The organism is uncultured Acidovorax sp., assembly GCF_964021665.1.
Classification (GTDB): Bacteria; Pseudomonadota; Gammaproteobacteria; order Burkholderiales; family Burkholderiaceae_C; genus Acidovorax; species Acidovorax temperans.
In genome coordinates, this window is sequence record NZ_CAXIAK010000100.1 from 1 (window position 1) to 11,576 (window position 11,576).

Genomic DNA, 11,576 nt, shown 5'->3' on the forward strand with positions numbered 1-11,576 from the left:
AAACGTGCCGCGCTTGAGCTTGTGCGATGCCATCACCCCATAAAACTCGCGCAGCTCGCGCACCCCCACGGGTTTGCTCTGCCAGTGCTTGCATTGCACCACCGCCGCCGGGCCCGGGCTGTTGCGGCTGTGCAGCCAAATGTCCACGCCACCATCGGCCCCGTGCGATTGGGCATGCGTCTCAAACCCCGCCTGCGCAAACAGCGCCTCGCACACCGCCTCAAAGCGGCGCCACTCAATCGCGGCAAACACTTCCATGTTCCATGCCACCGCGGGTCCGGCCGGGGTTGCTGTGGGGGCCGCCGTGTCGGTCAGCGTGGGCTCGGTGCGTTGCGCCGTGTTGCTGGCATCGGCAGCAGGGTGGCTTGCAATGCTGTTGGCGGTTTGCAGGGTGGCGCGCCCGTTGCGCTTTTCCGCCGCCGGGCGCGAGTTGGCGGGGGGCACCGCGCGCAGTTTTGATTCTTTGCCCTTCAACACATAGTGCAGGGCCAGCAGCACCACCCCCAGGCCCAAGGCCGTCCACCCCACCGGGCGCAGCCCTTGGGTGACGGCGCCGCCGAAGGTAGTGTTGCCGGCCACCAGCGGGAACACCGTCAGCAGCGCCACACCCAGCACGCACGCCGCCCAGCCCTTTTCACGCAGCGCACCCCGCGCCCGTTCATGCCGCCTGCTGCGCCCCACCGATCGTGAATAAGTGCGTGCCACATCGTTCTCCTTGCTAACGCGATGGTCTGCGGCCTGCCCGGCAGTTCCCGGCCGCATCAAGTGGGGCAATCCCAATGCTTCAAAGCCTTCTAAGGCTTGTGCAGAAAGCGCTGGGTGCTATCGGTTGCGTAGCGCAGAAAGCGGGGGGCAAACACCTCTCACACCTGCGCTGCTGCCATGCAACCGCTACGCCAATCCGTATCAAATTACATTTAGTTAACATTGTAAGCAGGTGTGGAGGTTGTATCCATCTTTCCTTCGCCAAACGGTGCAAGCCGTGGAGTCGATGTGGAACACGCAGCCTTCTTTCGGGCGGCCATGAAGGCAAGTGCAGAGCGCACACCAGCCCGCCAGCACAGGTGCGCTGCTGGCCAAGCGTGCGCAGGTTGCGCAACCAGATGTTTGAAGCAAAAAGTGCCTGTAGCGCTTAACTGGTAAGCGCTGCTAGCTATAGATATGAGAGCAATTTCAGGGCTGTGCCAAATGGCAAGGTGAGGCCTTGCATACCCGCTTCAGCGCCAGCTGCGCAGGCCACTCACTGCACGCCCACAACCCCGCGCCGACACGAAGTGTGCCAAGGGCTTTCAACCATCAAGACCCCGCGCCAGATTCACCCGCCAGCGCCCCCAGCAGCCGTGCACTCACCTCGGCCGCATCGGGCGTGGCAAACGCCATGTTGTGCTGGTCGGTCAGCGGGCCGTGGCCCGGCTCCATCCCGCCATCAGCGCCATAGCCCATGGCCTTGAACTTCCACACCCCGCCTAGCTTTTTGAGTGAACCCACATGCGCCCCCGTGGCGGTGTGCACCGCCACCACTTCGGCGTTGACGGGCAGCAACTGCAGCGGCCCCGCCAGCGCGCCGGGCGGCACGGGGCCGTAGGTGGGGGTGAATGGAGACGTCATGGATGGGTTTTGATGGTGATTGATTTTGGGGCGAAATTTGCTTGTAACACTTGGTGGAAAAGCGCAAGCAGCTATCAAAATAATAGCTCAATCACACCAAAACGGCGCTTCTGCTCAGCCACGCCGACGCTTCCAATAGCCGGGTTTGCGGTGCTGGTGCGCGATGGCGAGCACCAGAATGTCTGGGCCATCTTGGGTGTAGACCACGCTGTAGGGAAAGCGCCGCAACCGGCAGCGCCGAATCTCAGGGGAGAGCGGGTGCCACGCTTCGGGAAACTGCTCCACAAGCCGCAGGGTCTTGAGCGTTTCGACCAAAAAAGCATCACCTAACCCTGGTGCTTATTCTGCTTACCAAGCAACGGCTTCGTCCCGCTCTGCTTGTGCTGGCTCCAGCAAGCGGATGTTCATGTGCGCTGGGCGGCGGCAGAGTACTTCGCAATCACATCGGACAAGGCCACCGCCTTGATCTCGCCGCGCCGGTAGGCGGCCAGCCGGTCACTTGCTTCATGGGCCCAGAGCGTATCGAGCGCGGCGTCGGGCTGGTCCAGGCTGTCCAAGATGCGCTCTACCACTTGCATGCGCTCTGCGGGCGGCAGTTGGGCGGCTTGGGCGCTGAGGGCTTCGGCGGTGGTGGTCATGGCGGCTCCGGTGGCATTGGCATAAGGCTTGACTGTAGCGAGAGGGAAAACTCAAAGCACATCGCGGTCGTCATGGGCGCAGGGCCTAGCGCTTGGAGTGCTCAAGCATCCCCAAGCCAGTGCTTCCCCTTTAGAACGAAGACCCCGGCTCGTTCAGAAACGCCAACTCTTCAGGCGTGGAGGTGCGGCCCAGCATCGCGTTGCGGTGCGGGTAGCGACCAAAGCGGTCAATGATGGCCTTGTGGCGGCGCTCAAAGTCCAGGTTGTTTTCCATGCCCGGCTGTGCAAACAGCTCCAGGGCTTGCTCGTGGATCAGTGCCGATTCGCTGTGCATGTACGGCATGTAGGCAAACACGCGCTGCGCCGTGGGCAGGTTGCGGTCCTGCCCGCTGGCCACCAGCTCTTGCGCCAGGGCAAGGGCCAGCGCGTCTTGCGCAAAGGCGCGGGCGGTGTCGCGGTACACATTGCGCGAGAACTGGCCCAGCACCAGGATTTCTGCCAACCGGCCCTCGGGCGTAGCGCGCCAGGGTGACAGCTCACAGCGGGCTGCGGCCTCTAGCGTGGGGCCGAAGCGGGTGCGGATGGATTCGTCGAGGGTAGCGTCTTTGGCGAAGTGCTGCTGAGGAGTGAGTTCGGAGAACCAGAAATGGAGGATGGGCTGCGGCGACATGGTCAGACCAGATGGAAGTCTTGCGGCCACAAGAAGTACGGGCCGAAGCGCGATTTAGCAACAAACTCCACGCCCGCCTTTTCGCCCTTGGGTGTGATGGTGTGCTTGTCCCCATCAGCAGCCAGATAGCCCAGCTCTGTTGCGCGATCCAAGAACTGTGCCGTTTTCAACCCCAGCTTTTGTCCAATCTTGGAGGACGTGAGCTTGTCTGTTGGCGCATCGGCCGTGCTTTTATCGTCGTCTTTGCCACTTGCATCGCTGTCACTGGTCACTCGTTCCAACGAAATGCGCACCTCATCGCTGATGCGAATGATGCGCTGCGCCTCTTCATAAGCGTCTTTGTATAGCTGCCCGTCTTCGCTGCGCTGAATCAGGATGCCCATCTCGTTGTTATTCACCTGGCTGAATTCGTACAGGTTCAGGCTGGTGATGATGCACATCTCTTCATTCATGTAGCACTTGGCATGCAAGTTCTTGCAGAAGCTGGTGCGTATGTAGGTCAGGCCGCGCAGCCATTCGATCTCTTGCGGCTGCAACTCGCTTTTGCCATAGACGATCCGGACATCGATCTTCAGGCGGTTCTTATCGGCCAGCAGTTCCTTCATCCGGTCGTTGAGCTTGAGGAAGGGGCTGATCAGAATCAGGCGATCCGACGCACCCTTAATTAACTCTTCAAGGTGGTAGTTGGTGCCAGTGGTGGATAGAAACTTTGCCATTTTCGTTCTGCGTGGAGGAGGGGTGGGGCACTCGCTTTTAGTTCACCGCATTCATCACTTGACGCTTAGCGCCATCCAGCGTCTGTCCCTGTTCTGTTTTCCATTCAATCCAGCCGTTGGCTGACCGACCCAGCACGGCAATCGCTGCCATGCTAGGGCTGGAGAACAAGTAGTCGCGAGTGAAAACATACTGCGTGCCTTGCAGTTGAAGCACACCATCTTTAACCAATTGCTCGCGGAAGCGTTCTTGCGATGTGCCTTGAATGGAGGCCACGTTGCCAAGGCGCGCCGTCGAACCTTTGTGCACAACGAAGCCTTCAGGGGTGTATTCACCTACACCGCTGGCATCGGGGCCTTTGCAATAGAACAACTCTGTCGGTTGCGGCTCGCCGTTGTTGGCACTTGCGTTCTGGGTCAACGGCTCAAAAATCGGTTGTCCCAAAGTCGCCAGCAGTGTTGCTGAGGTTTCGTGAATCTCGTGGCAATCCGCTTGCAATGGTGCAGGCGTGTAGGGCTGAGAACCCGTGTTGCCATTTTCTAGGCTGTAGCGCCCAGCCTTGGTGGCCTGGGCGATGGCAAACCATTCCAAAAACAGTGCGTGCGTTTGCGTCATGCAGTTCGTGAGTGATATCACCACCAGCGCCCGGTTCCAGAAATCCTTATTCAGGTTGTGCTGGGCCAGGCGGCTGCCTACATTGCCAGACTGGCCGATGTACGCGCGTGGCAAACCGACATCGGACAAGCCACCCACCAAAAAGTACACACCCACCTGTTGCGATTCGGGCGTTTTCAGAAAGTCTGCCAACTGGCTGCGAGGCACTTCTACTATACGAACAATTCGGGTCGTAATTTCTGCAGTGCGCATGCCCCGGGGATCACCGGAAGGGAGAAAAATCTGAATGGTTTGCGGGCGAAGCATTATTTGCCCCAGCTGTCCTTCAACCCCACCGCCAAGTTAAACACCGGCTTCTCCGCCGTGTGGTCCACCCGGTCCGCCACAAAGTACCCGTGCCGTTCAAACTGAAACTTGTCGTCCGGCTTGGCGTTGGCCAATGACGGCTCGACGATGGCGGTCACCACCTTCAGGCTGTTTGGGTTCAGGCTTTCCAGGAAGTTTTTGCCGCCCGCGTCGGGGTGGGCGTCGCTGAACAGGCGGTCGTACATGCGCACTTCGGCGTTCACGCCGTCGGCCACGCCCACCCAGGTGATGGCGGCTTTCACCTTCACGGTGTCGGCGCCGGTGGTGCCGCTCTTGGTGTCGGGCACCACGGTGGCCAGCACTTCGGTGATGTTTCCATCTGCATCTTTAGTGCAGCCTGTGCATTCAATGACGTAGCCGCCCTTCAGGCGCACAGTGTTGCCGGGCAGCATTTGACCGTCCGCCCCTGGCCGGGGCGGATAAAGGCGCTTGTAGCCCTTGGGCGGCACTTCGGCGAAGTCTTCGCGCTCAATCCACACTTCTTTGCCGATGGTGAAGTGGCGCACGGGGCTTTCCACACCTTCGGGTGGGTGGGGCAGGGCGGGCAGTTGGCAGGGCTCCAGGTGGCCGGGGCCCATCACTTCGTCCCAGTTGGTCAGCACGAGCTTGACGGGGTCGAGCACGGCCATGCCGCGGTGGGCCTTGGCTTCCAGGTCTTCGCGCAGGCAGCCTTCCAGGGTGCTGTAGTCGATCCAGCTGTCGGACTTGGTGACGCCAATGCGCTCGGCAAACATCTGGATGGCGGCGGGGGTGTAGCCACGGCGGCGCAGGCCCACGATGGTGGGCATGCGGGGGTCGTCCCAGCCGTTGACTTTGCCCTCCTGAACCAGTTGGGCCAGCTTGCGCTTGCTGGTGATGACGTAGGTGAGGTTCAGGCGCGCAAATTCGTACTGCTTGGGGGCGGGGGCGGCCAGCAGGCCACCTTCGCAAAGGCGGTCCATCAGCCAGTCGTAGAAAGGGCGCTGGTCTTCAAATTCCAGCGTGCAGAACGAGTGGGTGATTTGCTCCAGCGCATCTTCAATGGGGTGCGCAAACGTGTACATGGGGTAAATGCACCATGTGTCGCCCGTGTTGTGGTGCGTGGCGCGGCGAATGCGGTAGATGGCCGGGTCGCGCATGTTGATGTTCGGCGAGGCCATGTCGATCTTGGCGCGCAGCACGGCAGCGCCGTCGGCCAGCTTGCCGTCGCGCATCTCGCGAAAGCGCGCCAGGTTTTCTGCCGGGGTGCGGGTGCGGAAGGGGCTGTTGACGCCGGGCTTGCCAAAGTCGCCCCGGTTCACGCGCATTTCTTCGGGCGTTTGCTCGTCCACATAGGCGTGGCCTGCTTCAATCAGGTGTTCTGCCGCGCGATACATGAAGTCGAAGTAGTCGCTGGCCTGGTAGGGCGCGGCGCTGCCGGGGGGCTGGCCGAGCTGGGCCCAGTCAAAACCGAGCCATTTCACCGCGTCGATGATGCTGTTGACGTATTCGGTGTCTTCTTTTTCGGGGTTGGTGTCGTCAAAGCGCAGGTGGCACACGCCGCCGTAGTCACGCGCCAGGCCAAAGTTGATGCAGATGCTCTTGGCATGGCCCACGTGCAGGTAGCCGTTGGGCTCGGGCGGGAAGCGGGTGCGGATCTTGGCGGGGTCGGGCTCGCCCTTGGCGTGGTGGGCGGCGTCGCCGGGGCTGCCTGCCCAGCGGCGGGTGGCATAGGTGCCTTTTTCCAGATCAGATTCGATGATCTGGCGCAGAAAGTTGCTGGGCTTGACGGCTTCGGGGGCTGCGGCGGTGGCTGCAGGTTGTGTGTTGGCGGGGGTGGGGGTACTCATTCGCCCATTTTAGGCGGCGCTTACGTGGCAAATGGCACAGGTGCCGCTGGCGCGTGTACGTCCAGAAACAATATTGCGGCGGTTTTGTGCCATCCTTTTGGGCACCTGGTGCGTTATGCACGGCAGAGGCCAACCCCGCCCGTGGGCCGCCTCCCCTCAAAAAGGAGATTTCCATGACGAAAACCCGTTCTATCCAATCCATGGCCGCAGCGGCCGGCGTGGCCCTGGCGCTGCTGACTGGCGCCGGTGCTGCCCAGGCGCGTGATGTCAATTGGTCGATTGGCGTGAATTCGCCTGGCGTGTCGGTGGGCGTGAGCAACGGCTACGGTTACCCCGTTTATGTGGCTCCCCCGCCGGTGTACGTGGCGCCACGCCCCATTTATTACGCGCCACCGCCACCCCGCGTGTACTACGCGCCCCCCCCAGCGGTGTACTACGCGCCGCCCCCCGGCCACTATTACCGTGAAGGCCATCGCGGGCATCGCCACCACCGCCACCACGGTGACCGTGACTGGCGCTGAACGTTAGGGGCCCCTGCGGCCCTGGCTGCGCACCATTCCCCTCGCGCTTCGTGCGTCGTCACCGCCGAAGCGCCTTCCCAGCGCCTTGCCTCTTTGGGGCAGGGCGCTTTTTTGCGGCCTGTGCAAACGGCGCGGCAAAAAGGCGCGGTATTCTGGTGCCGCGTGTTTCTTGTGTTTCCAGAAGAAGCCGCGCTCAGCCTTGCTTGCACCATCATCACCGCCCTATGTCTACTGCCCCGTTGGTTCGCCCCATTCAGCCTGAAGAGGTGGAGTGGTGCGCCGTGCGTGCGCAGGGGCCGGGTGGGCAGAACGTCAACAAGGTATCAAGCGCAGTGCATCTGCGCTTTGATGTGCGGGCCTCTGCGTTGCCAGAGGCGGTGAAAGAGCGCCTTCTGGCCTTGCACGATTCACGCATCACGCAAGACGGGGTGGTGGTGATCAAGGCGCAGCAGTTTCGCAGCCAGGAGCAGAACCTGGCTGACGCCATGGCCCGGCTCAACGCGCTGGTGCAATCGGTGGCTGCGCCGCCGCGCGTGCGCCGCGCCACCAAGCCCACATACGGTGCGCAGCAGCGCCGCCTGGCAGGCAAGAGCCAGCGGGGCGAGACCAAAGCGCTGCGGGGGCGGGTGTGCAGCGGGGATTGAGCGGCCCGCGCACACCGCGCGGCGGCTACCACCGCTGAGGTGTCACGAAGAGGGTTGATTCGCAGCATAGGCGGAACAATCCGTCCTTGTTCGGCGGCTTTTTCGGCGGGACGATCTCTTCTACAGTACGAATACTCACAAGAGGTGTTCCATGTCCACGCATTCTTCCGCTCTTTCTACCCCTGCTTCTGCAGCCGTGCCCGCATTGTTCGTGTCGCACGGTGCCCCCTTGTTTGCGCTGGAGGCCGGTGAAACCGGCCCGGCGCTGACCCGCTGGGGCCAGGAGCTGAAGGCGCAGTTTCCGGGCCTGCGCGGCGTGGTGGTGATGTCGCCCCACTGGATGGCGCGATCACCCCTGGTGATGGCGGGTGCGCAGCCCGCTACGTGGCACGACTTTGGCGGCTTTCCGCCCGCGCTGTACCAGTTGCAGTACCCGGCCCCAGGCTCGCCTGCATTGGCGTCTGAAGTGCTGGAGTTGCTGGGCGCTGCGGGCATTGCCGCGCAGGGCGATGCAGCCCGGCCCTTTGACCATGGTGCCTGGGTGCCGATGATGCACTTGCTGCCGCAAGCCGATGTGCCCGTGGTGCAGGTGGCGCTGCCCGTGGGCGCAGGTCCGGCAGAGGTGTATGCCATGGGCGCTGCCTTGCGCAGCCTGCGCAGCCAGGGCGTGCTGGTGGTGGGCTCTGGCAGCATGACGCACAACCTGGCGGAATTCTTTGGCGGTGCGCGCGAGCCTGCCCCGTATGTGCTGGAATTCAGCCGCTGGATTGAAGACGCCTTGGCTCGCGGCGACCTGAAGGCCCTGCTGAACTACCGCAGCCAGGCCCCACACGCTGCCCGCGCCCACCCTACGGACGACCATTTCCTGCCCTTGTTCTTCGCGCTGGGCGCAGCAGGCGACGATTTGCGGGCAAACTATCTGAGCCGCGAAGTGATGTACAGCATGCTGGCCATGGATGCCTTTTCGCTGCACCCGGTGCACTGACCGCCACCTGTTGGCTCCTGCACCAAGAGCCCGCCTGGCGGGTGCTGGCGCCCAACTTTTCAACCTGCCTGAGGTGACTGGATATGCTTGATTTGCCACTGACCTTTTTGCAACGCCCCGCCATCGCCACTACGCCCCATCCCTGGTTGCTGGTGCTGATGCACGGCGTGGGCAGCAACGAGCAAGACCTGTTCAGCCTGGCGCCCCAGATACCAGACCGCTTTCATGTGCTGAGCCTGCGGGCGCCGTTTCGCATGGGGCCTGGTTCGCATGCGTGGTTTGATTTTTCCATCGAGCCCAATGGCGAGCGCACCATCAACGAAGCGCAAGAGGCACAAAGCCGCGCGCTGGTGGCGCAGACGGTTCAAGCCGCCAGCGAACAACTGGGCATTCCGCCTGAGCGGGTGGTGGTGGGCGGCTTCAGCCAGGGCGGCATCATGGCGCTGTCGTTGCTGCTGACGCAGCCTGCGTTGATGCACGCTGCGATGGTGTGGCACAGCCGCCTGTTGCAACAGGTGGTGCCCCTGACGGCGCCTGCGGATGCACTGCATGGCAAGCGACTGTGGCTGAGTCATGGCACTTACGACAACGTGATCCCGCTGGCCCACGCCCAGGCCATCCCCCACCACCTGGCTACGCTGCCTGCCTCGGTGGCGTACCACGAGTTTCCCAGCGCACACGAGATCCGGCCATCCGAACTGGCGGCCACGGTGGCGTGGCTGGAGTCCCTTTCGACGACGCCGATGGCGTTCTAGCCCTGGGGCGAGCGGGGCGCAGTCTACATCGCGTTACCGGCGCCTCACCCAGCGGGTTTCCAATCCAGCAAGCCCCACTGCGGTAGGGGCAGGGAACGCCTGGCGCCTCAGCCACTCGGACAAGGGTTGTTCCTGTTTTGACCTGAGGAGACCTGATGCCCGATCACGAAACCCCCGAGTTCCGCCCCGCGCCGGAGCGCGCATCGTCCACCCCCCGGGTCATTGCGGCCGCGCTGGCCTGCGCGGTAGCGGCCGCAGCTGTCTGGTGGTACTGGCTGCGCCCTGAACATGTCACCGTGGCGCCGCCCCCTGTGGCTGCAGCGCCAGAGGCGCCAGTGGCCCCGCCGCCCATGCACGAGGCATCTGGCCCCCAGAATCCTGTGGACGCCCTGGCACCGGCAGACCCTGCCTTGCCTACGCTGGCCGAGTCTGACCAACGGGTCACGGCCCTGCTGGCCGAACTGCTGGGCCGCGACAAACTGGCGTCGTTTTTGGTGACCGATGGCTTTGTTCGCCGTGTGGTCGCCACCGTGGACAACCTGGCCCGCGCCCATGCCCCCTCGCGCATGTGGCCGGTGCAGCCCATGCCGCAGCGCTTTGTGGTGGATGACCAAGGGGATGCAGGTGCCACGATCTCTGCCGCCAACGCAGCCCGCTACAGCGCTTTTTTGACGTTTGCCGAGGCGGTGCCGCTGGATTCTGCCGTGGCGCTCTACGCGCGGCTGTACCCGCTGTTTCAGCAAGCGCACGAAGAACTGGGCTACCACAAGCAGTACTTCAACGACCGCCTGGTGGCCGTGCTGGACCACCTGCTGCTGGCGCCCGAGCCGCAGGGCCCGCTGCGCGTGAAGCTCACGCCAGTGAACACCGATGTGCCCAACCTGCGCCCATGGGTGCGGTATGAACTGGTGGACCCGGCGCTGGAATCGCTCTCGAGCGGGCAGAAAATTCTGGTGCGCATGGGGCCCGCCAACGAGGCGCGGGCCAAAGCGCTGATTCGCGAGCTGCGCAAGCGTGTGGCCACCAGCGCGCTGCAACTCCCGCAACGCTGAAGGGTTGGAGCGGTGGCTGCCGCGCAGCTTGCTACAGCGGCAGCGCCATGGTGCGCTTCACTTCCTTGAGCGAAAAGCTCGTCGAAATCTCACGCACGCCGGGCAGGCTGCGCACATGGGTGCGCACGTAGTCGGCAAACGATTCCAGGTCGGCCGCCACTACCTCCAGTTGGTAGTCGTAGCGGCCTGAGAGGTTGTGGCACGAAAGCACCTGGGGCATGGCCATCACCTCGCGCTCCAGGGCCGAGGTGGTTTCGGCCGTGTGGTCGTGCAGCGCCAGTTGCACAAAGCCCAGCACGCCCCAGCCCACGCGCTGGCGGTGCAGGTGGGCGTGGTAGCCCGCAATCACCCCGGCCTCTTCCAGCGCACGCACGCGCCGCCAGCAAGGCGAGGTGGAAAGCGACACCGCCTCGGCCAGATCGCCCACGGTGGCGCGGCCGTCGCGCTGCAGGGCGTTGAGCAGGGTGCGGTCTACGGGGTCGAGCGGGTAGGGGTGCATGGTGGCTCGCAGGGTGATTGTTTGAGGCAAATTTTGCCCTTTGAATCTGATATTGAGGCAAAGAAGGCGAAATTTTGCCCGTCGATGAGGCCAAGAATCGCCACATCCGACCCGCACCCCGCCTGTGGTCGGCCCATCAGGAGACAAGCATGACCCGCACCACCGACCGCTCCACCGCCACCGGTTTCAGCACCCGCGCCATTCACCACGGCTACAACCCCGCCGACCACCAGGGCGCGCTGGTGCCGCCCATCCACACCTCGGCCACCTATGCCTTCCCGGACGTTGCCTATGGCGCGCGCTGCTTTGCTTGCGAGGAACCCGGCTACTTCTACACCCGCATTGCCAACCCCACGCTGGCGCTGCTGGAAGGGCGGCTGGCGGCGCTGGAAGAGGGCGCGGGCGCGGTGGTGTTCGGCTCGGGCATGGGGGCCATCACCGCCACGCTATGGTCCATGCTGGAGCCGGGCGACGAAATCCTGGCCGACCTCACGCTCTATGGCTGCACCTTCTCGTTCCTGCACCACGGCCTGGGCCGCTTTGGCGTGACGGTGCGCCATGTGGACATGACCGACCCCGCGCGCGTGGCCGAGGCGCTGACTGCCAAGACGCGCGTGGTCTACCTGGAAACCCCCGCCAACCCCAACGCTCAGCGCAAGCACATCTTACGGGCGCTCTCGCTCTACCGTGGTCTGGTCGAT

General features: G+C 63.4%; 15 protein-coding genes. 7 read left to right on the forward strand and 8 right to left on the reverse strand.

Annotation, left to right across the window (positions count from 1 at the left end; all coding sequences use genetic code 11):
- Nucleotides 1–705 (reverse strand): restriction endonuclease (locus AADJ04_RS15745; RefSeq protein WP_341240184.1); only part of this gene is annotated, 705 nt, incomplete at its 3' end.
- A 591-nt stretch (nucleotides 706–1,296) separates the two neighbouring features.
- Nucleotides 1,297–1,608, reverse strand: coding sequence for a hypothetical protein (locus AADJ04_RS15750; RefSeq protein WP_341240185.1), 312 nt, complete (start codon nucleotides 1,606–1,608; stop codon nucleotides 1,297–1,299).
- A gap of 12 nt (nucleotides 1,609–1,620) precedes the next feature.
- Here AADJ04_RS15750 and AADJ04_RS15755 point away from each other — a divergent pair, with 12 nt between their 5' ends.
- Nucleotides 1,621–1,938: a hypothetical protein gene (locus AADJ04_RS15755; protein WP_341240186.1), complete on the forward strand. Its 318-nt coding sequence runs from the start codon at nucleotides 1,621–1,623 to the stop codon at nucleotides 1,936–1,938.
- 74 nt (nucleotides 1,939–2,012) lie between these two features.
- Here AADJ04_RS15755 and AADJ04_RS15760 read toward each other — a convergent pair whose 3' ends face one another.
- The 5 genes from AADJ04_RS15760 to AADJ04_RS15780 all read right to left on the reverse strand — a co-directional run bounded on the left by AADJ04_RS15760 (nucleotide 2,013) and on the right by AADJ04_RS15780 (nucleotide 6,419).
- Entirely contained in the window at nucleotides 2,013–2,246 is a 234-nt protein-coding gene (locus tag AADJ04_RS15760; protein ID WP_341240187.1) for an addiction module protein, read from the reverse strand.
- Between the two features lie 130 nt (nucleotides 2,247–2,376).
- Nucleotides 2,377–2,916 (reverse strand): DUF924 family protein, encoded by a 540-nt coding sequence (locus AADJ04_RS15765; protein WP_341240188.1) that lies wholly within the window; start codon nucleotides 2,914–2,916, stop codon nucleotides 2,377–2,379.
- 2 nt (nucleotides 2,917–2,918) lie between these two features.
- Nucleotides 2,919–3,632, reverse strand: a complete 714-nt coding sequence (locus AADJ04_RS15770) for a phospholipase D family protein (protein WP_341240189.1) — start codon at nucleotides 3,630–3,632, stop codon at nucleotides 2,919–2,921.
- 37 nt (nucleotides 3,633–3,669) lie between these two features.
- Nucleotides 3,670–4,497, reverse strand: coding sequence for a GIY-YIG nuclease family protein (locus AADJ04_RS15775; protein WP_341240190.1), 828 nt, complete (start codon nucleotides 4,495–4,497; stop codon nucleotides 3,670–3,672).
- 53 nt (nucleotides 4,498–4,550) lie between these two features.
- Entirely contained in the window at nucleotides 4,551–6,419 is a 1,869-nt protein-coding gene (locus AADJ04_RS15780) for a glutamine--tRNA ligase/YqeY domain fusion protein (protein ID WP_341240191.1), read from the reverse strand.
- A 173-nt stretch (nucleotides 6,420–6,592) separates the two neighbouring features.
- Between AADJ04_RS15780 and AADJ04_RS15785 the strand changes: the two genes are divergently transcribed.
- From AADJ04_RS15785 to AADJ04_RS15805, 5 genes are all read left to right on the forward strand, one after another.
- Nucleotides 6,593–6,940 (forward strand): hypothetical protein, encoded by a 348-nt coding sequence (locus AADJ04_RS15785; RefSeq protein WP_341240192.1) that lies wholly within the window; start codon nucleotides 6,593–6,595, stop codon nucleotides 6,938–6,940.
- 224 nt (nucleotides 6,941–7,164) lie between these two features.
- On the forward strand, nucleotides 7,165–7,584 hold the full coding sequence (arfB, locus tag AADJ04_RS15790; protein ID WP_341240193.1) for an alternative ribosome rescue aminoacyl-tRNA hydrolase ArfB: 420 nt from the start codon (nucleotides 7,165–7,167) through the stop codon (nucleotides 7,582–7,584).
- A gap of 151 nt (nucleotides 7,585–7,735) precedes the next feature.
- Entirely contained in the window at nucleotides 7,736–8,569 is an 834-nt protein-coding gene (locus tag AADJ04_RS15795) for a class III extradiol ring-cleavage dioxygenase (RefSeq protein ID WP_341240194.1), read from the forward strand.
- A gap of 83 nt (nucleotides 8,570–8,652) precedes the next feature.
- Nucleotides 8,653–9,324 (forward strand): dienelactone hydrolase family protein, encoded by a 672-nt coding sequence (locus tag AADJ04_RS15800; protein ID WP_341240195.1) that lies wholly within the window; start codon nucleotides 8,653–8,655, stop codon nucleotides 9,322–9,324.
- Between the two features lie 155 nt (nucleotides 9,325–9,479).
- Nucleotides 9,480–10,376, forward strand: a complete 897-nt coding sequence (locus AADJ04_RS15805; protein WP_341240196.1) for a DUF3014 domain-containing protein — start codon at nucleotides 9,480–9,482, stop codon at nucleotides 10,374–10,376.
- Nucleotides 10,377–10,407: 31 nt separating this feature from the next.
- Here the strand turns inward: AADJ04_RS15805 and AADJ04_RS15810 are convergent, their stop codons facing one another.
- A complete protein-coding gene (locus tag AADJ04_RS15810; protein ID WP_044401006.1) occupies nucleotides 10,408–10,875 on the reverse strand; it encodes an Lrp/AsnC family transcriptional regulator in 468 nt (155 codons plus the stop codon).
- 149 nt (nucleotides 10,876–11,024) lie between these two features.
- Between AADJ04_RS15810 and AADJ04_RS15815 the strand changes: the two genes are divergently transcribed.
- Nucleotides 11,025–11,576: aminotransferase class I/II-fold pyridoxal phosphate-dependent enzyme (locus AADJ04_RS15815; RefSeq protein WP_341240197.1), on the forward strand; the 552-nt coding region annotated here is incomplete at its 3' end.